The sequence below is a fragment of the Dyadobacter tibetensis Y620-1 genome (assembly GCF_000566685.1).
Taxonomy (GTDB): Bacteria; Bacteroidota; Bacteroidia; order Cytophagales; family Spirosomataceae; genus Dyadobacter; species Dyadobacter tibetensis.
In genome coordinates this window covers 75,859-96,321 of the sequence record NZ_AZQN01000004.1, presented here as the reverse complement: position 1 = coordinate 96,321, position 20,463 = coordinate 75,859, and the positions used below count along the sequence as shown (strand labels likewise).

The 20,463-nt window shown below is 40.6% G+C and carries 26 protein-coding genes; 16 read left to right on the top strand and 10 right to left on the bottom strand.

Translation table 11 applies throughout. The features are described from left to right. Window positions 1–96: 96 nt before the first annotated feature. Both X939_RS0112370 and X939_RS0112365 read left to right on the top strand, forming a co-directional pair. On the top strand, window positions 97–1,077 hold the full coding sequence (locus X939_RS0112370) for an alpha/beta hydrolase (RefSeq protein ID WP_025763590.1): 981 nt from the start codon (window positions 97–99) through the stop codon (window positions 1,075–1,077). 400 nt (window positions 1,078–1,477) lie between these two features. Continuing rightward, window positions 1,478–2,479, top strand: coding sequence for a TolB family protein (locus tag X939_RS0112365; RefSeq protein WP_131694737.1), 1,002 nt, complete (start codon window positions 1,478–1,480; stop codon window positions 2,477–2,479). A gap of 91 nt (window positions 2,480–2,570) precedes the next feature. On the opposite strand, the gene X939_RS0112360 is transcribed toward X939_RS0112365, so the two are convergent. Further along, the gene (locus tag X939_RS0112360) at window positions 2,571–3,272 is read right to left on the bottom strand and encodes a tetratricopeptide repeat protein (protein ID WP_025763587.1); all 702 of its coding nucleotides are present in this window, start codon (window positions 3,270–3,272) and stop codon (window positions 2,571–2,573) included. A gap of 277 nt (window positions 3,273–3,549) precedes the next feature. Between X939_RS0112360 and fsa the strand changes: the two genes are divergently transcribed. Further along, complete coding sequence (gene fsa / locus X939_RS0112350) at window positions 3,550–4,206, top strand: fructose-6-phosphate aldolase (protein ID WP_025763586.1); 657 nt, start codon at window positions 3,550–3,552, stop codon at window positions 4,204–4,206. Between the two features lie 138 nt (window positions 4,207–4,344). After that, on the top strand, window positions 4,345–5,022 hold the full coding sequence (locus tag X939_RS0112345) for a cell division ATP-binding protein FtsE (RefSeq protein WP_025763585.1): 678 nt from the start codon (window positions 4,345–4,347) through the stop codon (window positions 5,020–5,022). Window positions 5,023–5,109: 87 nt separating this feature from the next. Here X939_RS0112345 and porX read toward each other — a convergent pair whose 3' ends face one another. Both porX and kdsB read right to left on the bottom strand, forming a co-directional pair. Continuing rightward, on the bottom strand, window positions 5,110–6,675 hold the full coding sequence (porX, locus tag X939_RS0112340; protein WP_025763584.1) for a T9SS response regulator signal transducer PorX: 1,566 nt from the start codon (window positions 6,673–6,675) through the stop codon (window positions 5,110–5,112). A gap of 149 nt (window positions 6,676–6,824) precedes the next feature. Further along, window positions 6,825–7,604, bottom strand: coding sequence for a 3-deoxy-manno-octulosonate cytidylyltransferase (gene kdsB / locus X939_RS0112335; protein WP_198034410.1), 780 nt, complete (start codon window positions 7,602–7,604; stop codon window positions 6,825–6,827). Window positions 7,605–7,622: 18 nt separating this feature from the next. Between kdsB and X939_RS0112330 the strand changes: the two genes are divergently transcribed. Genes X939_RS0112330 through X939_RS0112315 form a run of 4 tightly spaced genes read left to right on the top strand, consistent with a single transcriptional unit; the run spans window position 7,623 to window position 10,395 of the window. Then, window positions 7,623–8,411, top strand: a complete 789-nt coding sequence (locus X939_RS0112330) for a DUF4905 domain-containing protein (RefSeq protein WP_198034409.1) — start codon at window positions 7,623–7,625, stop codon at window positions 8,409–8,411. 3 nt (window positions 8,412–8,414) lie between these two features. Next, window positions 8,415–9,353, top strand: a complete 939-nt coding sequence (locus X939_RS0112325) for a LysM peptidoglycan-binding domain-containing protein (RefSeq protein ID WP_025763581.1) — start codon at window positions 8,415–8,417, stop codon at window positions 9,351–9,353. A gap of 57 nt (window positions 9,354–9,410) precedes the next feature. Further along, window positions 9,411–9,617 carry a hypothetical protein gene (locus X939_RS0112320; protein ID WP_025763580.1) on the top strand — a complete coding sequence of 69 codons (207 nt, stop codon included), beginning with the start codon at window positions 9,411–9,413 and terminating at the stop codon, window positions 9,615–9,617. Further along, window positions 9,610–10,395: a TIGR02757 family protein gene (locus X939_RS0112315; RefSeq protein ID WP_025763579.1), complete on the top strand. Its 786-nt coding sequence runs from the start codon at window positions 9,610–9,612 to the stop codon at window positions 10,393–10,395. Before X939_RS0112320 ends, X939_RS0112315 begins: the two co-directional genes overlap by 8 nt. Before the next feature lie 509 nt (window positions 10,396–10,904). Here the strand turns inward: X939_RS0112315 and X939_RS0112310 are convergent. The 4 genes from X939_RS0112310 to X939_RS0112295 all read right to left on the bottom strand — a co-directional run bounded on the left by X939_RS0112310 (window position 10,905) and on the right by X939_RS0112295 (window position 13,037). Next, window positions 10,905–11,276: a DUF6567 family protein gene (locus X939_RS0112310; RefSeq protein WP_025763578.1), complete on the bottom strand. Its 372-nt coding sequence runs from the start codon at window positions 11,274–11,276 to the stop codon at window positions 10,905–10,907. Window positions 11,277–11,315: 39 nt separating this feature from the next. Next, window positions 11,316–11,567 (bottom strand): hypothetical protein, encoded by a 252-nt coding sequence (locus X939_RS0112305; protein WP_025763577.1) that lies wholly within the window; start codon window positions 11,565–11,567, stop codon window positions 11,316–11,318. 189 nt (window positions 11,568–11,756) lie between these two features. Continuing rightward, complete coding sequence (locus X939_RS0112300; protein ID WP_025763576.1) at window positions 11,757–12,374, bottom strand: hypothetical protein; 618 nt, start codon at window positions 12,372–12,374, stop codon at window positions 11,757–11,759. A gap of 84 nt (window positions 12,375–12,458) precedes the next feature. Next, window positions 12,459–13,037, bottom strand: coding sequence for a Crp/Fnr family transcriptional regulator (locus tag X939_RS0112295; RefSeq protein WP_025763575.1), 579 nt, complete (start codon window positions 13,035–13,037; stop codon window positions 12,459–12,461). A gap of 573 nt (window positions 13,038–13,610) precedes the next feature. On the opposite strand from X939_RS0112295, the gene X939_RS0112290 reads away from it, so the two are divergent. The 8 genes from X939_RS0112290 to X939_RS0112255 all read left to right on the top strand — a co-directional run bounded on the left by X939_RS0112290 (window position 13,611) and on the right by X939_RS0112255 (window position 17,974). Beyond that, on the top strand, window positions 13,611–14,525 hold the full coding sequence (locus tag X939_RS0112290; RefSeq protein ID WP_229236052.1) for a helix-turn-helix domain-containing protein: 915 nt from the start codon (window positions 13,611–13,613) through the stop codon (window positions 14,523–14,525). A gap of 208 nt (window positions 14,526–14,733) precedes the next feature. Beyond that, entirely contained in the window at window positions 14,734–15,102 is a 369-nt protein-coding gene (locus tag X939_RS0112285) for a VOC family protein (RefSeq protein WP_025763573.1), read from the top strand. 354 nt (window positions 15,103–15,456) lie between these two features. After that, window positions 15,457–15,786, top strand: a complete 330-nt coding sequence (locus X939_RS0112280) for an ArsR/SmtB family transcription factor (protein WP_025763572.1) — start codon at window positions 15,457–15,459, stop codon at window positions 15,784–15,786. A gap of 45 nt (window positions 15,787–15,831) precedes the next feature. After that, window positions 15,832–16,296 carry an SRPBCC domain-containing protein gene (locus X939_RS0112275; RefSeq protein WP_025763571.1) on the top strand — a complete coding sequence of 155 codons (465 nt, stop codon included), beginning with the start codon at window positions 15,832–15,834 and terminating at the stop codon, window positions 16,294–16,296. A 4-nt stretch (window positions 16,297–16,300) separates the two neighbouring features. Then, window positions 16,301–16,717, top strand: coding sequence for a DUF6194 family protein (locus X939_RS0112270; protein ID WP_025763570.1), 417 nt, complete (start codon window positions 16,301–16,303; stop codon window positions 16,715–16,717). A gap of 1 nt (window position 16,718) precedes the next feature. Next, window positions 16,719–17,102, top strand: a complete 384-nt coding sequence (locus X939_RS0112265; protein ID WP_025763569.1) for a DoxX family protein — start codon at window positions 16,719–16,721, stop codon at window positions 17,100–17,102. A gap of 16 nt (window positions 17,103–17,118) precedes the next feature. Further along, window positions 17,119–17,508 (top strand): DoxX family protein, encoded by a 390-nt coding sequence (locus X939_RS0112260; RefSeq protein ID WP_025763568.1) that lies wholly within the window; start codon window positions 17,119–17,121, stop codon window positions 17,506–17,508. Between the two features lies 1 nt (window position 17,509). Continuing rightward, window positions 17,510–17,974, top strand: coding sequence for a DUF8821 family protein (locus tag X939_RS0112255; RefSeq protein ID WP_044199342.1), 465 nt, complete (start codon window positions 17,510–17,512; stop codon window positions 17,972–17,974). A 245-nt stretch (window positions 17,975–18,219) separates the two neighbouring features. Here X939_RS0112255 and X939_RS0112250 read toward each other — a convergent pair whose 3' ends face one another. The 3 genes from X939_RS0112250 to X939_RS0112240 all read right to left on the bottom strand — a co-directional run bounded on the left by X939_RS0112250 (window position 18,220) and on the right by X939_RS0112240 (window position 20,328). Beyond that, window positions 18,220–18,654, bottom strand: coding sequence for a VOC family protein (locus X939_RS0112250; RefSeq protein ID WP_025763566.1), 435 nt, complete (start codon window positions 18,652–18,654; stop codon window positions 18,220–18,222). A 98-nt stretch (window positions 18,655–18,752) separates the two neighbouring features. Further along, window positions 18,753–19,433 carry a hypothetical protein gene (locus X939_RS0112245; protein WP_025763565.1) on the bottom strand — a complete coding sequence of 227 codons (681 nt, stop codon included), beginning with the start codon at window positions 19,431–19,433 and terminating at the stop codon, window positions 18,753–18,755. A gap of 82 nt (window positions 19,434–19,515) precedes the next feature. Continuing rightward, window positions 19,516–20,328: a helix-turn-helix domain-containing protein gene (locus tag X939_RS0112240; RefSeq protein WP_025763564.1), complete on the bottom strand. Its 813-nt coding sequence runs from the start codon at window positions 20,326–20,328 to the stop codon at window positions 19,516–19,518. Window positions 20,329–20,463: the final 135 nt, after the last annotated feature.

The window sequence follows — 20,463 nt, the reverse complement described above, 5'->3', positions numbered from 1 at the left end:
TGTTTAATCGAAGGTTCATATACCTATGGCAGAACCGGAGCTCAGGGAGTATCAATTATTAATGGGTATGGCTTTATTACTAAATGAAAAAACAAAATGTGGCGTAAAACTGGAAATCGGATTGCTAAGTCATTAATTATTAGTATTATTATTTACCTGGTTATAAGCCATGTTCTTATTTTCTGGCCAATCAACCTGGAGAAAAATGTCAAAAACTACGATTATAGTTCAATCAAGGAAAATTCAATTCCCGTTTTGGGAAAAGAAAAGTGGATTGAAACTAGAGACGGCTACGAGATTTTTAATAGATTGTACGAGAGTGATAATAAGGACGTGTTAATTTTAATCCATGGTTCCGGGTCGGAGAGTAGGTACTTAGCGAATTTGGCGGACTCAATTGCCAAAGCGAATATTGCAACAGTCTTGACACCGGACATGAGAGGCCACGGAAGGAACAGCGGAGAAAGAGGGGATATTGATTTTATAGGTCAGCTTGAAAACGATATAGAGGATTTGATCCAATTTAGCAAAGTGAATCTTGGCGCCAACAGGATCATATTAGCAGGACATTCTTCTGGAGCGGGATTCGTTTTAAGATTTATTGGCAATCCAGAAAATAGTAAAGTGGATAGGGCCATTTTGCTAGCACCCTATCTAGGACATGACGCACCTACTGTGAAACCCAGTAGCGGAGGGTGGGTCAAAGTTGCCATGAAAAGAATTATCGGGATTTCGATGCTCAATAACGTGGGGCTAAAAGTCTTCAATAATCTACCCGTATTATTTTTTAATCGTCCGGAAAGTTTGAATGATACGCTCCAGGTACCTTCTTATTCGTTCAATATGACCATTAATTTTAATCCCAAGAATTACAAGAATGAAATCAAAAATATTAATATTCCTTGTCTAGTTTTAGTTGGTAAACAAGATGAGAGCTTTTATCCCGATCGATTCCCGGCTGCTTTTGCCACCGCCAAAAAATTTGTTCATTTAAGGATATTGGAAGGTGTAAAACATTTGGACATCGTTAAGAGCCAACAGACTTTTGAAATAATTAAAGAATGGAATCGGGAATAAGAAAGTGTGACAATATTGCTATTACGCATTAGGCTACTATTGTCTGCGGAGGGTTCTAGGTGGTTGCTGTAGTCGTAAGTCCAGTCAGACTCGACTTTAGTTTCTTCAAACCCAAACGAAAATAGCATCTAAGCTATATAGACTTTAGATCTTACAGTAAGTGATTTAGGATTAATTCCATTTATCTGCGACCTGCGGAACTTGAGTCCGTAATTTTTAATATTGAAGCTGCGTAAGCATATACTATGAAAGGAAACGCCCAGTTGAATTTTAATCATTGCGATGTCAAAATCCATAAAAATCGCCGTAGGAGGAAATCTACGATGAAATCAAACCAGCATGGCAAGCCGCAAACTATAGTCCGATTAGTTAATCCCTTCCTTACACCGTAACACAACCTATGAAAAACACTACAATTCTAGCCTTATGTCTATTTGGGTTAGCCGCCACTTCATGTCAGATGGACCGTGGTGGGTATCAATTCGACCAAGGGACACTTCCGGACCAACCGGTTAATCTGACAGCGTTTAAGACTGTCTTCGACGACTATAATTCGACTGCACCAAGCTTGGGAGAGTTGATTCCTTTTTGCTTTTCCACCAACCGATATAGCCAGGGAAAGGAGTTCAATATAATTTATCAGCCTATGAATGTAAACTTGGATAAGCATTCTGGAATACTCACAGTCAAGAACGAATATGGCAACTGGAGGGTTAGGCAGGATGATTACGAGATTATCGGACCTGCGCTAGACAGAATTAGCACTTCAGGTAATGAGTTTGGACCCAATTTAATGCCGATCCATAGCGGTAATGATTTATTCTTTACCCTTATGTATTCGTCGGATGTTACGGGAAATTCGCAAATAAATTATATTTCTAATCGAGTGAACGGCCAGTTTTCGGAGCCTAAAGAAGTAGTATTCTTGAATTCTGAACATGAAGATTTGTATCCCACTTTCAATGCTGCTAAGTCCAAGATTTACTTCTGCTCCGATCGGGCAGGGGAGTATTTCGACTTTTATTATGTTGATGTCGACTCCAGCTTGGACCTGGAAACCATTTTAGGAGATCAGTCGGTGCATCAAGTTATTAGGGATAACACCTTGTCCAGTGACTCCGATGACAAATGTCCCTTTATTTTTGGCGACAAAATGGTATTTGCTTCCAACAGAGCCGGCGGGTTTGGGGGTTACGATTTGTATTATAGTATTCTAAAGAATGGAAAATGGAGCGAACCGGTCAATTTTGGAGCGAAGATTAATTCTGAATACGATGAGTTCAGACCCGTCTTAATCGACGAAGGCGTTTCCTTGACGCAAGATATGATGGTATTCTCCTCGAACCGAACGGGTGGTAAAGGCGGGTTCGATTTGTATTTTGCGGGTATCCCCAAAGATTGAGCAGGATAAATATGTGTGGTCGTAAATGGAAAAGCAGCAAGTACTCAAGTATTTGCTGCTTTTCCATTCTTGAATAAATAGGGCTGTTGGTCTATTTACAATATTGATTCAGAGCGATTTGAGCATCGGAATAACCTAGGGTTACCGCTTGTTTCAGCGAGGTGCAGGCAAGTTCCTTTTCACCTATTTCATACTGTGCCAAGGCCAGACCATAGAAGGCTTTACCGTTGGAACCATCAAGTTTGACAGTCTGTCTAAAGGCATCGGAGGCCTTCTGGAAATCCTTTTGACGGAAGTAGGTGTTTCCGAGGTTATACCAGGCCAGCACATGATTACTATTGAGCTGGGTAGCCTTTTTGAAATCGGCGATTGCTAAGTCAGGGCTATCGAGCAGGGTATGCACCTGTCCCCGATTGAGGTATACGTCTGCGGTATCGGGCGCGTATTTCGCAGCCAGATTATAGTTGTTAAGGGCCGAATCAAGCTCGTTCTGATCGGTATACAGTAAGCCTAAATTAAAATAAGGCCTATAGGCGGTAGGCGAGAGCTTAATGGCCTGATCGAAATCCAGGACTGCGTTGGGGTAAGACTTTAATTCGTAGTAGGCAACACCGCGCAAATTGAAGGCATCGGCATTGGAAGTATTCTTTTCAATAGCTTTATTAATAAACTCTATGGCCTCTTTCGTTTGGCCCGATTGCATGAGTTCCTTGCCTTTTTTTAAGAATGCCTCTGAGGATTGGGAGCAGGAATAACATAAAAATAAAAAAAATAAAAAAAAATTTCGGTTCATATTCATTCATTACGAGTTGGTTGCTGCAAAAGTAAGGGGAATGTTTAAAACAATGTTTTCTTTTGCTAATAAAATGTTTTTATCTTTGCAGCAGGCAAATCGGAACTACTAGCTCCTGCTGAATCCCCCAGGTCCTGACGGAAGCAAGGGTAGGTGGTCGATGCAGTGAGATTCTCGGTTTGCCTATTTTTTTTATACGACTTCATCTTCGCCTTTCTTTTTGCTTTTCCCTTTCGTTTCATACTTTTGTGATTAATACTTAACCATACATTTGACGATGAAATTTTTTATTGATACGGCCAATCTTAAAGAGATTGAAGAAGCTCAAGCGCTTGGAGTACTAGATGGTGTTACTACAAACCCATCTTTGATGGCTAAAGAGGGCATCACTGGTAAGGACAATATCATGCGTCATTATAAGGCAATCTGCGATATTGTAGACGGAGACGTAAGTGCTGAGGTGATTTCAACCGACCTGGAAGGAATGATTCGTGAAGGAGAAGCTTTGGTTGAAATTGATGATAAAATCGTTGTGAAAATTCCAATGATTAAGGAAGGTGTTAAGGCATTGAAATACTTTTCTAACAAAGGCATCCGTACCAACTGTACCCTAATTTTCTCTGCTGGTCAGGCACTCTTGGCAGCTAAGGCTGGAGCTACGTATGTTTCTCCTTTTATCGGCCGTCTTGACGATATTTCTACAGATGGAATTGGCTTGATCGATCAGATATTAACAATTTACAGAAATTACGGTTTTGAAACGCAGGTTTTGGCGGCTTCCGTTCGTCATCCTATGCACATTCTTCAGTGTGCTGAGTTGGGTGCTGATGTAATGACCGGACCTTTAAGTGCTATTGAGGCGCTTCTTAAGCACCCGCTTACCGATAGTGGCCTGGAGAAATTCCTTGCTGATTATGCTAAGGGAAACGCTTAATTTATAAAGATAAATAAGCCCTTTTCGGGTATTTCAGACAGGACCCAGGCTTCGGCTTGATGTTCCTGTCTGAAATATTTTTGATAAGGGTTTCGTTTTTTATACTTACATGATTTACCATCTTATCCATTTGCTTTTATGACCGACCATTCAGAACCGATCATCACCCTAGATAAGGCCGATATTTATCAGGGAGATCGACCTGTACTAAACGACGTACATTTTGAAATAAAAAATGGAGAATTCGTTTTTATGATTGGGCGTACGGGAAGTGGGAAAAGCTCGCTGTTAAAGACCCTGTACGCTGACCTGTGGCTACAAACGGGTTCGGCCAAGGTTGCTGGCCACGAGCTTCATAAAATACGTAGGGCAGATATTCCCTTGCTTCGGCGTAAGATCGGCATCGTCTTTCAAGACTTTCAACTATTGTCTGACCGGTCGGTAGAAGACAATCTAGCCTTCGTGCTGAAAGCTACGGGCTGGACCAATCCAGCTAAAATATCTAATCGTATTGCCGAAGTGTTGATGCAAGTGGGCTTGGGAACAGCCCAGAAGCGCATGCCCCATCAGTTATCGGGAGGGGAGCAACAGCGGGTCGTGATTGCCCGTGCCATGCTCAACGAACCTAAAATTCTGATAGCAGATGAGCCTACAGGTAATTTGGACCCTGAGGTGGGCGACCAGATCATGCAAGTTTTTAAGATGATTAATAATGCTGGTACCGCTATTTTGATGGCCACTCATAACCATGATTTTATCCGGAAATTCCCTGCCCGCGTTCTCAAATGCGAAAATGGAAGCGTAATAGAAGGATAAGAACAATCCATTTTTCTAAAAAAAAACACCCTGCAATTCGGGAGATCCGACTTTTGCAGGGTGTTTTTTCCTTTATAAAATACTCTATTATTTCGCTTTTAGGTCTATAAACGGAATGACCATCTCTTCCAGAGACACTCCTCCGTGCTGGAAAGTATCACGATATAAGTTGACATACTGGTTATAATTATTAGGATAAGCAAAGAAATAATCCTCCTTGGTAAATACGTATGAGGTAGATACATGAGGTTTGGGAAGGAAGATGTTTTCCGGCTTTCGACAGACCATAATATGGTTTTCATCGTATCCCAGATTTTTTCCATGCTTATATCTTAAATTGGTATTTGTTTCGCGATACCCGATAATCTTTACAGGCTTTTGAACGCGTATCATACCATGGTCTGTAGTCAGTATTAACCGACCCTTTTTCTCGGCAATCTTTTTGATTAAATCCAATAGAGAAGAGTGCTGGAACCACGATCTGGTCAGTGAGCGATAGGCGGCTTCATCGGGAGCTAGTTCCTTAATCATTTGCACGTCTGTACGTGCATGAGAGAGCATGTCCACAAAATTATATACCACCACATTCAACTGATTGTTGAGCATGTTATTGAAGTTATCCAATAGGGACTTCCCTTGATTCGTATTTAAGATCTTATGATAAGAGCTTTTAATATTAAGGTGATTCATCTCCAGCTGTTTTAGCAGGAAGTCCTGTTCGTGGTTGTTGAGCCCCTCCTCGCCGTCGGGAGTATTTTCATCACTCACCCACCATTGCGGATGCTTCCTTTCCATCTCGCTAGGCATCAAGCCGGAGAAAATAGCATTACGGGCATAGCCTGTCGTGGTAGGCAGAATGGAGTAATACGACGATTCTTCTTCTATATTAAAATATTCCTGAAGGATCGGTTGTATCATTTTCCACTGGTCGTAACGGAAATTATCTATCAATATAAAGAAGACAGGCTCAGTAGAATTCTTCAGATGAGGAAACACCTTCTGCTTCATTAATTGATGGGAAAGAATAGGTTTGTTTGACTTGGGATCGTTGAGCCATCCTTCATATTCCTCCTCTATAAATTTGCAGAAGTTGGCATTGGCATCACTCTTCTGCATGCTAAAGACTTCGGCCATGCCCTGATCCTGAGATTTTTCCAGTTCAAGTTCCCAATAGATGAGTTTTTTGTAAATATCGGCCCATTCTTCATGGCCAATCCGATCCTGATACTGCATGGCCAGATTTCGGAATTCTTGTTGATAGGATAGGGTCGTTTTCTCCGTAACCAAGCGCTTATTATCCAGAATCTTCTTTACCGACAGCAAAATTTGATTCGGATTAAGGGGCTTTATCAAATAATCATCAATCTTGGAGCCAATGGCATCCTCCATAATATGCTCTTCTTCACTCTTGGTGATCATCACCACCGGAAGATTAGGCTGTTGCTGTTTGATTTGTACCAAAGTTTCCAGGCCGGTCATACCGGGCATCATTTCATCCAGAAAAACGATATCAAAACGCTTGCTATCCAATTGGTCTAAGGCATCGGCTCCACTGTTTACCGGGGTAACGTGATAGCCTTTGGCCGTCAAAAACATGATATGTGGTTTGAGCAGATCAATCTCGTCGTCGGCCCATAGGATGTTATATTGCATAAATTATGTATCTCATTTTAAATTAAATCGCTTACAGGAGTTAACGACGTTTAGACCAGTTGTGGTGCTTAATGATGTCAATTTAACTTTCTTTAAGGTTTGGAATCATACATACCTGTTGAGTGATATAGCAACAATTATGCCGCCGTTTAAGAAAGGAATTTTTTTGTAACCCGGTCCAGATCGGCGGGGGTGTCTACTCCATGAGAGTCGTCGTTGGTACATACGGCCCTGATGGTAAACCCGTTCTCCAGCCAGCGCAGCTGCTCCAGGGCTTCCGCCTTTTCCAGGCTCGAAACTGGTAGGTTGGTTATCTTGCCGAGAACGTCGACACGGTAGGCATAAATTCCAATATGTTTGTAATAGGTATGCTGTTGGAGCCATTCTCCGGGCTCATAACTCCGTAGAAATGGGATGGTTTGTCTGCTAAAATACATGATATCCCCCCGGGCATTGAGCACAGCTTTAGGAACATTTTGGTTGAAAAGCAGATCTTCTGAGTCTATAACCTTAACCAAGGTCGCCAGCTCAGTCGTAAGGTCCAGCACCTCTGCAAGTTCGTTAATAGGTTCGGGACTTATAAAGGGCTCATCGCCCTGAATATTAATGACATAATCGTAATGAGTGCCCAGGGACTTAAAAGCTTCATAGCATCGATCCGTACCGCTTTGATGTTCGGTAGAAGTCATCACGGCGTGGCCTCCAAAGGCATTTACATGGTCAAGTATCCGTTGGTCGTCGGTGGCCACGATTACCTTGGTAAGCTTACTGGCCTGTATGGCCTGCTCATATACCCTTTGTATCATGCTCTTACCTCCAATATCGACCAATGCCTTAGCGGGGAATCGTGTGGAGGCGTATCGGGCTGGAATTATACCTAATATTTGCACTGTATGCGTGTTTGAATGATAATATTTAGAAATTTGCATGAAATTAATCTCAATATTTTGCAAAAACACTTTAATCATCGGTTTTCACAACAAATATGGCGGGTACTAGCTCATCCCCATCCCCAACGTGGGGAATGGGTACTCGAATTGCGGGACCCTGCTACAAAAACGGTTTCATTTGCCGTCTTAGATACAAAGCTACAAAAACTACGTTGGGAGTTGGCACCGGCAAATAGCGATTGGTGGACATCGCTGACGGCAGTAGCGGGAGAGCAGGTATATTGCCATGACTACCGCTACCCGGAGATTCCTGAGCCTACCGACCTTCGTTCCCTGTCCATAGAAGACGGGAGGTCATTATGGGAATTGCCAGGCTATATTATGGTGCAACCATTGGATGATGACTGGATTCTGGTCTCCGGAAAGCAAACTGGTCAACATAAATATTCTTACGTTCAAGCCAATACAGGCGCTATTTCTCCGTTTAAGGAACAGGGTTCTCCGAAATTGGTATCAGAACAGTTGCAAACGCCCCGTATACTGAAGAAGGGGGATGCGTATTTTGAGCAAATGTTTGACTTTATTCTGCATATGAGCCCCAATCATCGGGCAACCCGTATTGAATATATGGATAGCAATCCGTTTATGATGTTTTCTTATTATATTTACGAGCAGGAGAAGTTAGTACAATTCCTGCTTGTGGTGAATAAAAATAAAGATATTCTGTTACATGAACCAATAAGTGAGCCTGCTGATGCTTTGGGACAAGGTACCATGTTGATGAAAGGTAAGGAGTTGGTCTATCTCAGATATAAAAATGAATTTTCGAGTCTAACATTGATCTAGTTAATGAAGTATATTGTCGTTCTTGCCCTTTGTCTGGGTGGTTTTTTAGGATTAGGAAGTTCCAGCGTACATGCAAATAGCACTGCTGTGGTCGATTCTGTAGGCGTAGAAAAAGTAGGTGGTCGATATTTTGTGCTGCATAAGGTGGACGCCGGCCAGACTATGTTTGCCGTCGTTCGGCGTTATGGTACTACCATACATTTACTCCGTGAGGCCAATCCAGGGGTCTCCGACAACATTCAGGCGGGGCAGATGCTGCGCGTTCCCTATACACCTAGCGGAAAACAAAACAAAAGGGATAACATAGTAATCAAGGAGGAAGCCAAGCCTGCTACCACCTCAGCGCCTAGCGCTGCGGCAGCCGTTGAGGAGGCTCCAAATGGAGTACACCGCGTGGAAGCAGGACAGACGCTCTACCGGGTAGCGGTGAAATTCGGCGTGTTGATGGCCGATATCCGGAAATGGAATAACCTTACCGATGACAACCTGAAGGAAGGGCAAATGTTGGTTGTAAAAGACCCGAATGCAGCAAAGGAACCCGCAGCTGCTACAGCGTCTGCTACTAAAGTCGTAACCACGGTAGTTAAAGACTCCGTGAAAGCGAAGGCCGTTGTTCCGGAAAAAACAGTAAAACCCGTTGAAACAGTGGCGCCTGCTAAGGTGGTAAGTGGAAAGAAAAAAACAGAATCGGGTCTGGCTGAAATGATTGAGACCGATGAGAGTACCAGCAAATTTCTGGGCTTACACCGCTCGGCACCCATCGGTTCACTGATAGAAGTGCTGAATGAATATAATCAGGAGCGCATTATCGTTCGGATAATTGGTCGCATTCCCGATACGAGTATCAACGATGAAATCGTCATCAAGCTTTCCTCACGAGCATTCGAAAAGGTTTCACCGAATAGCAAACGATTTAGAGCAGTTGTCAGTTATGTAGAGTAGCAGGGTTTCTGTACTGCTGCTTTTATACAACACTTGTCAATTGTTTATAGCATAATTATGAAGCATTCACCCCAATATAGGTCTAAGAGAGAAGAAGAGCGTGCAGAAGCCAAAAAGACTCTCGGATACAAGTTATGGAGCGTTTTGTTTACGTTGCTCTATCCTTTTATTGCCATATTTACCTTTGTTTTTTCGGGAATTGTAATGATTTTTTCCGGAATTTCCAGAGGTCTGGCCTACCTCTTTAAGTTGGTTCGTGGATAAAAATAAAAAAAATGATGTGCTGGATTTGCTGGAAGAAAAAGTCTTGCAGTACAATCGTCCAGATTTTATAGCCCATGATCCGATCGTTATACCGCATCAGTACAGCCTGCCTCAGGATATAGAGATAGCCGGTTTTTGGGCGGCCATATTGGCCTGGGGACAAAGGAAAACGATCATTAACAAATGCCAGGAGCTCTTCGGGCTTATGGATCATGCTCCGTACGACTTTATATTGCACCATCAGGAGAGTGATCTAAAACGCTTTCTGAACTTTAAACACCGCACCTTCAACGCAACTGACACCCTCTATTTTATACATTTCTTTCAGCAGCATTACCTTCAATACGATAGTCTTGAAGATGCTTTTTTGATTGGTCAGGAGACAGGTGCACAGACGGTGGAGTCGGGATTGATAGGCTTTCAAAGGGTATTTACCGATTCCGAATATTTCCCTGATCGTACCCGCAAACATATTGCCAGCCCGCTCAGGAAATCGTCGTGTAAGCGCCTGAACATGTTCCTGCGCTGGATGGTGCGACAGGACGAGCAGGGAGTAGATTTTGGCCTGTGGAAGCGAATTCGCCCCCATCAGTTGGTATGTCCCTGCGACGTCCATGTGGATCGGGTAGGGCGTTTGCTGGGATTGATCAAACGCCCGGTAACCGACTGGCAAACGGCTCTGGAGTTAACAGCTTCTCTTCGGGAATTCAGTCCGGACGATCCCGTAAAATACGATTTCGCCTTGTTTGGATTGGGGATTGAGGGCTTTGCCAGTTAGCAGGGATTTTCCTTCAATTTTATCCATAGGTAATTACATTAAAACCCATTTTATGTCACACGGGTTACGCAGCGTGTGAGAGCGCCTGTTGTGTGTCGCACAGAGCCTGTCGAAGTGCAGCAAGGTCAGCCTCTCCGGTCTTCGACAGGCTCAGGCTGACAGAGTTGGATGTAGTTTTGTTAAAAGTTAAAAGTTAAAGGTTAAAAGTTGAATGGCAAATGTCCCATTGATCACAAAGAGTGTGAAAGCGCCTGTTGTGTGTCACACTGAGCCTGTCGAAGTGCAGCAAGGTCTGCCTCTCTGGCCTTCGACAGGCTCAGGCTGACAGAGTTGAAGGTGGTTTTTTTAAGTTAAAGGTTAAACTTTAAAAGTTAAAGGTTAAATGGCAGGTGTTACATGGGTTACGCAGCGTGTGAGAGCGCCTGTTGTGTGTCACACTGAGCCTGTCGAAGTGCAGCAAGGTCTGCCTCTCCGGCCTTCGACAGGCTCAGGCTGACAGTTCAATATATTTACTTCGTAAATTCAACGACTTGGGCGCTCACAGTGATCGTTCTTCTGACATAGAAAGGGGCGAAGCCACTGAAGTGCTCTTCGGTCATAAAATTGATTATGGCCTTGGAACCATTCAGTAGGTTGGCTTTCTTTATCATCTCTGAATACGCATTTTGGTACAATTGCCTTTTCTTCATACCTCCAATGGCCAGTACATAGGAATCCTCCGAACTGCCGCTTACCTGATCAATAACTTTGAAGTTATTCCCACTTAAGTGTACCTCGGTTGCGTTTTGATTATGGTTCGTAACCAGGGCGGTGCTGAAGCCACAAGAATTTAGAAATGTCACTACCCATAATACCACGAAGTAAATACCGATCTTTTTCATTGTATTAATCATTTATCGTTAATAATGCATAAAATTAAATCAGAAAAATGGCCAGGCATATTTCCAGGTTTTTGGTTCTAAGGTAATTACATCCTTTCCAGTTATCCGATAGCCTATATTGACTTGAGCGAAATTTGGGGGATTCGTAGAATCAAGATTACCCCATAGAAATATCGTACTGCCCAAAAACCAGCGTTTGTAAGTGCTGTCTTCTTTGGCATATTGTGCATGCACCTGTAAACTGCCTCCCAACGTCAACACCAATCCGATCCATAAAATTTTCTTTTGCATAGCTTTTTTTATTGTTAAATGACATGTCAAAAGTAGATTAATGGCTTGCTACAACTCGTTCACTTTAGTTAAGAAATGCCTTAAGGTCTTTTTTCTTTAGAACTTTTAATTTCAGTCTGCTTAATGATCTAGATTTTATACCCCAAAGGCTTACCTCTTGCGTCCATGTATAAATGGTCGGCATACTCTTTAAAAGTTAAAGCCAAAATGCAGTCCCGGTTGAATAAAGTAGTTGGGCCATTTTTCTTCTACAGATTTAAAAGATTCTGGAACATTCGTTCGGACCGGCCAATAGCTATATCCAAGAGCTGGCTCGAAAAAGAAACGGTTTTTAAAAAATCTAAACTGGTAACCCAAATGGAAGTTCAGATATAAGGTATATCCATTTCCAATCTTTTGTTTATTCTCATTTAAATATTTTTCAAATGCATTCAATGCATGAACGGAGGTGTATATTCCTTTCCACCAAAATCGCTGGTATCCTATCGTAGGTGCCAGTATGCGTGCATGCCCAGGATAGTTCAGTCCTGGTGCTTCAAAGGATGGACCAAAAGGGATGCCTATGGGCCAGGAATAAATGGACCTTTTGAATTCTACCGAAACAACATCTTTACGAGTTATCCTGTATCCAACGTTTAATTGAACATACTCAGGGTTGTTTACTTTGGCAAAATTTCCCAGCATCAGAAAGGAGCTGCCTACATAAAATCTTTTGAAAGTACTGTCTTGATAAACACTTTGTGCATATCCCCTAATACCTACTGCCAACACCATGGCCAATCCGAACCATAAAATTTTCTTTTGCATAACTTTAAAAATTATAATTAAGCGATATGCAAAAGTAGATAGGCATGGAACGATCACTCCTTCACTTAAGTTAACAAATAAACGTTAGCTCCTTTTCTCGTGAATTCTTCCTCTTAACCTGCTCAATGATTGCGGTTTTATGCCAAGAAAGCTTGCTAATTGGTGTTGGGGTACTCTCTGTATAAGATCCGGTCGGGATTGTAATAGGTTCTGATAACGCTGTTCAGGAGAAGAGGTCTTGAACTTGTCGAAGTCTATACGTTGCTTGGCTAGTAATTCCTCCGACAGTTTTCTGCACATTAATTCAAACTTTGGAAACTTGCTGTTAATTTCTGCTTCCATATCCGAATTTGAGACTAAAAGAATACTGTCTTCGACACAACCAATGAAATAGTCCGAAGGCGCATTATTTATAACACTATGAGGAGTTAAGGCATCCATTTCCGTATAGAAAGCGGTGGTTTTTTCTTCCCCTTCAATGATATAGTATATCCGGATACAGCCCTTAAGAACGAAGAAACTATCTTTCGAATTTTGCCCTTCTTTGAGAAGGACCGTCCCTTTCTTTACGCTGCGGAATAGGTCCAATGAAAGAATGGCGTTTTTCTCGTCTTCTGTCAGAGAAATATATTTTGATATAAAATCCAATAGGATGTCTTTCATGGTTTGGTGCTGATGCCTGTTACATTTGATTCCAATAGGGTCGACTACAAAACCTGTCAGGTCTCCCTTGCTTTACCCCTTAAGTTTATATACAATGATATTGAAAAAAAATGAATTTCAATCAGGCAATCTACGTAAGCATTCGGCCGTCCCCCAATTGCTATTCAATTAACAAGGTTTAGGGTGTTTTCGATCTATTCGGAAGCAGATTGGAGAACTTACCGTCATAATTGATATCGTTGAGTATTTGTAGTACGCCCAGTCGCCAGTCTCAGTCCAGCCAGTGAGCTCTGCCCCATCGCATGTTAATTTGCATATATTCCAAGCGACAAAACACCAAATATAAGAGTTGGGTGGGAAGATGGGGATGGGTGGTTGCTTAGATTACTGGAGATAAGATTTTAGGAGTTGAACCTAAGTGTTCCGATGAACAGGATTCGTAAGGGCTAAGTATTGTCGACAGAATAACAAAAGGCACAATCTTCTGGAAATAAATACCAAAGAGATATATTCCCGAATTTGAGTTTTGATCAATTACTATCGTAATTTTGAAACTGTATGTATGCGGTATGTATGGAATCAGGTAAATGCCCAATTGTAAAAATGGTTGAGATTGAATTTGCCTCGCCTGACCCACTTGATTATGCAGTACACTATGAAACACCTGCACAAATGAAATACCAGACCTATAAACCACATAAAGACTTAGAATCCCTTGTCAAATTTTATTGGACTCTGGAAGTTCCTTTTGACCCCGAAAATCAAAAACAAAAAATCGTACCTGACGGCTGTATAGAAATGGCTTTCAATTTTGGTGAACAGATTAAAAAATACACTTCAGAAACGAACTTTATCCTTCAACCCAATGCTATGGTCATGGGTCAGAGGACGAAATCATTTGACATATTGCCGGTTGGAGATATTGACACTTTCGCAATCTGTTTCTATCCTATTGGATTTGCCAACTTCGTGAAGAAATCCCTTGAAGACTTGGTTGACAAGGAAATCCCTATTTCAGAGCTTTTCGGACAAACAGCAGCCATTGAATTAGAGCAACAAATAGCTCAGGCTGTGGGCACACAACAGAGAATAGAAATGATTGAATCCTTCCTATTCAAAATACTTAATGCAAAGAATACCATTAGTAATATCGTTCAATCTACCGTTGATGCGCTTATCAAAACTAACGGAACTACAGCCATAAATGTGCTTTTGAAAGATGACATTTCAAAACGCAGGCAGCTGGAAAGACATTTTAAAAAACAAATTGGTATTAGCCCAAAGCAATTAGGAAAAGCCCTTCGGCTGCAAACAACATTAAATCTATTGCTCAATAAAAAATCAGAAACTCTTACTGATATTGCTTACGAGCGAGAATATTTCGACCAAAATCACTTTATAAAAGATTTCAAAGACCTAGTTGGAGTTACACCAACGGAGTTTTTGAACAATGAACATATGGCATTAACTGCCCTTTTCTATAAGTAACCTTCGTGCTGTCGCATTTCTACTATTTTGGCTTTTTTAAAACGAATAGCTTTGCACTCGAATATAAATTTAAACCTCAATGACAGTCAAAGGAAAGATTTTAGCTTCGATGGTTTTTGCTATGTGTTTTGTATCGTGCAACAATTCAAGCAAGACTGATTCTCAACCAAACTCAAGTGACACTTTAACGAATTCAACAGAGAAAGACATGAAAAGTTACATTTCAATGTTTGAAATTCCGGCAGCGGATATTTCACGAGCAATTAATTTTTACCAATCCTTGTTAGACATCAAAATAGAAAAAGTGGATATTGAAGGTATGCAAATGGGGATTTTGCCTTACGAAGGTCAATCGGTGCATGGCGTCATTATTCAAGCCGAAGGGTATAAGCCATCTGCGAATGGTGTAACACTGTACCTGGACGCTGGAGATAATTTGCAGGTAATCCTTGACAGAGTAGAGAAAAATGGCGGACAAATATTATTGTCTAAAACAGCTCATGCCGACGAAAGTGGGTACTTTGCTGTTTTCCTTGACTCGGAAGGAAACAAAATGGCTCTTAACTCACCCAACTAAAGGAGAAAAGGAAACGAGTGCATAACAGTTGTATTGCGTCAGACGGAGCTTCAGACTTCGTTTGACGCATTTTTTGTTTATAAATGTATTCGATTCTATACATTAGATTAAATGGGGAAAAAACCGCCAAGCCGGTAGCCAAACCGTAGGTATTTTGAACAGAACTATAGATTTCTGATGATTGATAAGAATTAAAAGCAGGCCTGCTGCTGCCAGCTTTCTAAAAGAATAATTTAGAATGTGGGGGGGGGCGGTTGCTTACGAACACACCATAAACTTCCTCACTTAAAAAAAACGAAAAATAATTGCGCAGTTAAATGATTGCGTTTATATTTGCAGTCAAATAGCTGCATTATGAAATTAAGAAGAGACGTTTTTCAAGCCATATCCGACCCAACCAGAAGAGCAATTATATCTTTAGTAGCACTTCAGGCATTGACACCAACAGCCATTGCTGAAAATTTTGATTATTCCCGACAAACCATTTCCAAGCACATCCAAATTCTTACGGAATGTGAAATATTGGAACAGGAGCAAAAAGGAAGAGAAATATACTACCACTTAAATCCAATCGGAATGAAAGAAATAGCAGATTTTATTGAGCCTTTTAGGATAATGTGGGACGATCGTTTTAATAGACTAGAAGCCGTAATGAAATCGAGGATACATGAACACAAAAAATAAAATCCATAAGAGTGAGTAAAAAATAAGATAAATACTAAATAAACGATGGAACAAAAAACCAATATTAATGCACAGGAAGGTAAGCAAGAGCTCATCATTACGAGAGCTTTTGACCTACCAGTAGAACTTGTTTATAAAGCCTATACTGAGGCAGAATTTATAACACAATGGATGGGGACTAACGTCCTTAAGCTAGAAAACAAAAGTCACGGAAGTTATGAGTTCGAAACCTCACACGAAGGAAATGTAATGTTTAAGGCGAATGGAACCATACACAAGCTCATTTCCAACCAAGAAATTGTACGAACTTTTGAAATGGAAAACATGGCGATAGGTGTACAATTAGAGTTCTTAAATTTTGAAAAAATTACAGAAGACAAAAGCAAATTAACCATTCAAATTATTTATAAATCAGAAAAACATAGAGCAGAACAATTAAAGTTACCATTTGCTTATGGCTTAAATATGGCTCACGATAAATTAGAGGAAATACTAAAACCAATAATTTGATAACATGGAAATTGAAGAAATTAAAAGCTATCTACTTCAGAACTTTGATAAGTTACAATTAGCCGAAGTAGAAAATGACCTTTTCTTTATGCACAAAAAGAATGATAAAGTTCCGTTTGCAACTATAATAACAAAAGATAATGAATATGATGCAGTATCCAACCTTAACAGAGAAGGCTTCTTTAGACTTAATTTTTGTGTAGATAAAGACACTATTGAATCGTTATTTAAAGAACTTCCTAAAAGCAAAAAGCTTGAAGCTTATATGCATCTTGGTATTGACTTCACCAAAGAGGACACGCTAATGCCCCATCCAACTTATGGTTCTATGAATTGGGTCTGTATTGTTCAACCTTCACGAAAAACATTTGAAACATTCATTGAAAAATATTTAAAGCAATCCTATCAAAAAATAAATTAAAATGAAAAATAGAAATAAAATTATCTATTGGTCATCTACAGTTATACTTTCATTAGGATTTTTTCTAGGTGCAATTGCCCAGCTAATTAAAGAGGAACATACTACAGAGGCTGTTATTCGTTTGGGTTATCCTTTATATTTAATGAATATATTAGGTACTTGGAAAATATTAGGGGTAATTATCTTACTTCTACCGAAATATCCCTTGATTAAGGAATGGGCATATGCGGGTTTCATTTTCGTAGCAAGTGGTGCAGCCATCTCACACATTGTTTCAGGTGATAATCTTACAGGGTATATAGGGCCAGTCATTTATGTTATACTAATTATTACCTCATGGTATTTTAGGCCAGCCGACAGAAAAATCACTATGCCAATCAATTAATATAAACAATATTAAAATGGGGGAAAAAAACAAAATAATATATTGGGCAGCCACTTCTCTTTTAGCCTTAGGTATGTTATCTGGTGGTATATCTCAATTAATGGGTGTTGAGGAAACTATAAGAGGAATAACCCACCTTGGGTATCCAGCATATTTCCCAAAAATTTTAGGTGCTTGGAAAATATTTGGTGTTATAATTTTATTAATACCACGATTTCAACTAATTAAAGAATGGGCATATGCAGGTTTTTTCTTTGCAATGACTGGTGCTATAGTGTCGCACGTTGCTAGCTCTGACGAAGTTCTACAATACATTGCTCCCATCATCTTTACTCTACTAATTCTTATTTCATGGTATTTCAGACCTGTATCTAGGAAATTACCTGCAATCCTTAATCAAAATTAATATGGCCAATAAAGTAAATTTCAAAGAGGTTTCAATGTCCGGTTTAGAAGCATCTCCCTTTAAAGAAACTTTAGCAGGGTTAAGAGCGCACGAAGCCAGATATTTTATGAATAAATATAAGCTTGATTTTATAGTCTACCCTGCAAAAGATACTCCTGAAATCATCCAATGGGTTCATAATATTTTAAAAATTGAAAGAGATATTGAAATTATAAGTGAACCATTGGAAACTGCAAACTTAATGATTGAAAACACTAAATGGGTGTATGTATTTTATCAAAATGGTTTGGCTATAAATGTATTGTATCCATTTGATCAACCTAAGAAGCGAGCTGTTGGTTTTAAACTTGCTGAAGGTATGGAAATTCCAATAGAACTAGCAACCAAGTTCAAGTTTGCCAGGCTAAAGTCGAAATTGGCAGGTACAATTCGTGGTTCATTTTTTGTTATCAAGGGCGAATATTGAAAAGTATCATTTTAACTGTAAAAGCCGAGACATCTTATGACACTTTGGCTAAAACTAGCTAACCGTTGTCTGGCAAATCCACATTTTCTCTCACAACCCCTCCGTAATTGACTGAGAGGGGAATGCGAGAAAAATGTTCGAGGCAACTTGGAAGATTTGGTGTTGACTAATTCCAACCTGTCCGACAAATCAAGTCTTGGCTAATTCAAATAAGCTCCAGAGAGCGTTCATTTTATCCACCCATCCTATCTCTTGTTTTCCTCAAAACGTTGGCGCATTTCAACCGTGGATAAAATTTGCTGAAAAGTGCCACACCACCACTGGTTTCCCTGGCTATCTTCAAAACCACATTCCCGGTCTCCGTAATACCTTTCTGTAGGCTCCAGCAATAAATTCGCCCCAAATTCCTTGGCTCGTTCGTATATTTGGTCCACATTCTCCACATAAATATAGTTCATACTCTGTCTGGAAGGCCATTGAGGTCTGCCCTGACCAATCATAATGGTTGTATCTCCCAGCTTAATCTCTGTGTGGCCATCAGGATTCTGACCTATATCCTCCGTCGGCTTCACCTGAAATACATTTTTGATGAATTCTAACTGTACGGCCACATCATCTACCATAAGATATGGGCTTACTGTGGTATAACCTGGCCTTTGAAATGTGTTTTCGCTCTGCATATTCTTTTTTTCGACAAAGAAAGCTCATAAGAGAAGGTTAAACTTGGAAAAATCCGACCTTCTCCATCCTGGTTGAGTATGATGGTAATTCAGAATAATTAGTCGTTGAACACCAAAAATCCTAAGCCGGATGGATCGCGAAGTACAATATTATCTACTATTCCCTGCTCATTGAAATGAGTAATTTCTTCCGTGATAGGGATATTCAGCGTTCGGATTTTTTCAATGACTTTCAAGTTTTCTTTACCATTAAAGTAAGTCAGGGAAGGATTGAAAAAAAGATGTGGACAATTATACGGTTCAAAAAGGGTGATGGTGAAGCCGTTTTCATCTGAAAAGGAGGGCCACTCTGGAGTAGACTGCTTAAATCCTAATATCTCAAATATTTTTGCTGATTTGCTCAAATCTATGGTTTCTATACAGATCCCCATATAGTTTCCCAGCAGCGAAGTAGATTCCGCTTTAGCTTGCAGATCACATTCAAATTCCTTTTCTGTTAAATATATCCATGTTCCACTGCCATCGGTTATGAGGTGGCCGTCTGTATGGTTTTGAACATTCGTTAGTTTATTAAGTTCCGAGACAATAGATATAAAATCAGACTTATATATTATAAGTCCAGGGCGAACATATGGAGATTCACTGATTTCAATAAATGCTTTCCCATCCGAAACTATGGTAGGACTTGAATCGGCAATTACTTCGAAACCAAGACGCAAATAATAGTCAATACTATCCTGCAGTCTGTTTGAACGGGTTTGAATGAGAGTTTTAGTCATGGGAATAGTCAATTGGGGTTTGAATAACTTGTTGAACGATCTTATAGTCAGTGTATGTGGAAATAACCGACATTTCCAGGGATTAATCTGTTTCAGCGTCTCGCCAAAGGGTGGCTATAGTCTTGCCTTTGAAGTATTCTTTTGGATTTAGGCCAGAGAATTGTTTAAAGTCATTGATAAAGTGAGACTGGTCATAGTATCCGCAATTCAGGGCGACATCGGTAAGGCGTAGCTCCTGACTTCCATAAAACTGCATCGTGTGTTGAAATCGGGCAATTCGTATGAACTGCTTGGGAGTAAAGCCGGTGAACCGTTGGAATTGCCGTTCAAGTTGTCGTTCAGATATAAAGTAGTTCTGGGTAAGGGCTTTGACCGTAGGGGCCACCTCTGCATTTATAATAAACTGAAGCGCTTGGAACACCGGAAGACGCGTTTCTTTCTGCTGGTGAATTCTCTGAACGATAAAAGATTCCATAAGGTTAACCCGCTCTACATTGGTCTTGCTCAACATTATTTTTTCTTCCAGGTCAGATCCATATTGCTTGGTAAAGCTGTCTAGATCTAATGTTTGATTGGTGAGTTCCTTTGTCTGAATGTCGAAAAGCATTGGGATGGCGTGAGGATAGAGATAGACGCCAAACATGCCAAAACCTTGATCGATGGAGAACTGTCTGGTCTGAGTGGAAGGGGCATTTATTCCAGCCAGAAAGGAGTGTTCCCGATGGCCATTTGCGAACACTTCACTGAAACGACCATGATAATGGAAGACCAGCTCCGGACATACATCGGCCATGGAGTGATGGGTGTAAGGCTCATCACCTTCCAAAAACCAATAGAACCGAACATAGTTCTGAGTGGTCACTGACGGCTTCATGGTCCAGTATCTAATAGACATGTTTTAAATATAGTGAAAGTTTTCCATTTGAAAAGTATGTATGCTATTTAGACTCTCTGGCTTAGCTAAATAGCTGATCCAGAATCCAATGGGCTCACCGTTTGCAAAACATCCTGAATATTTGATGGTTTCATC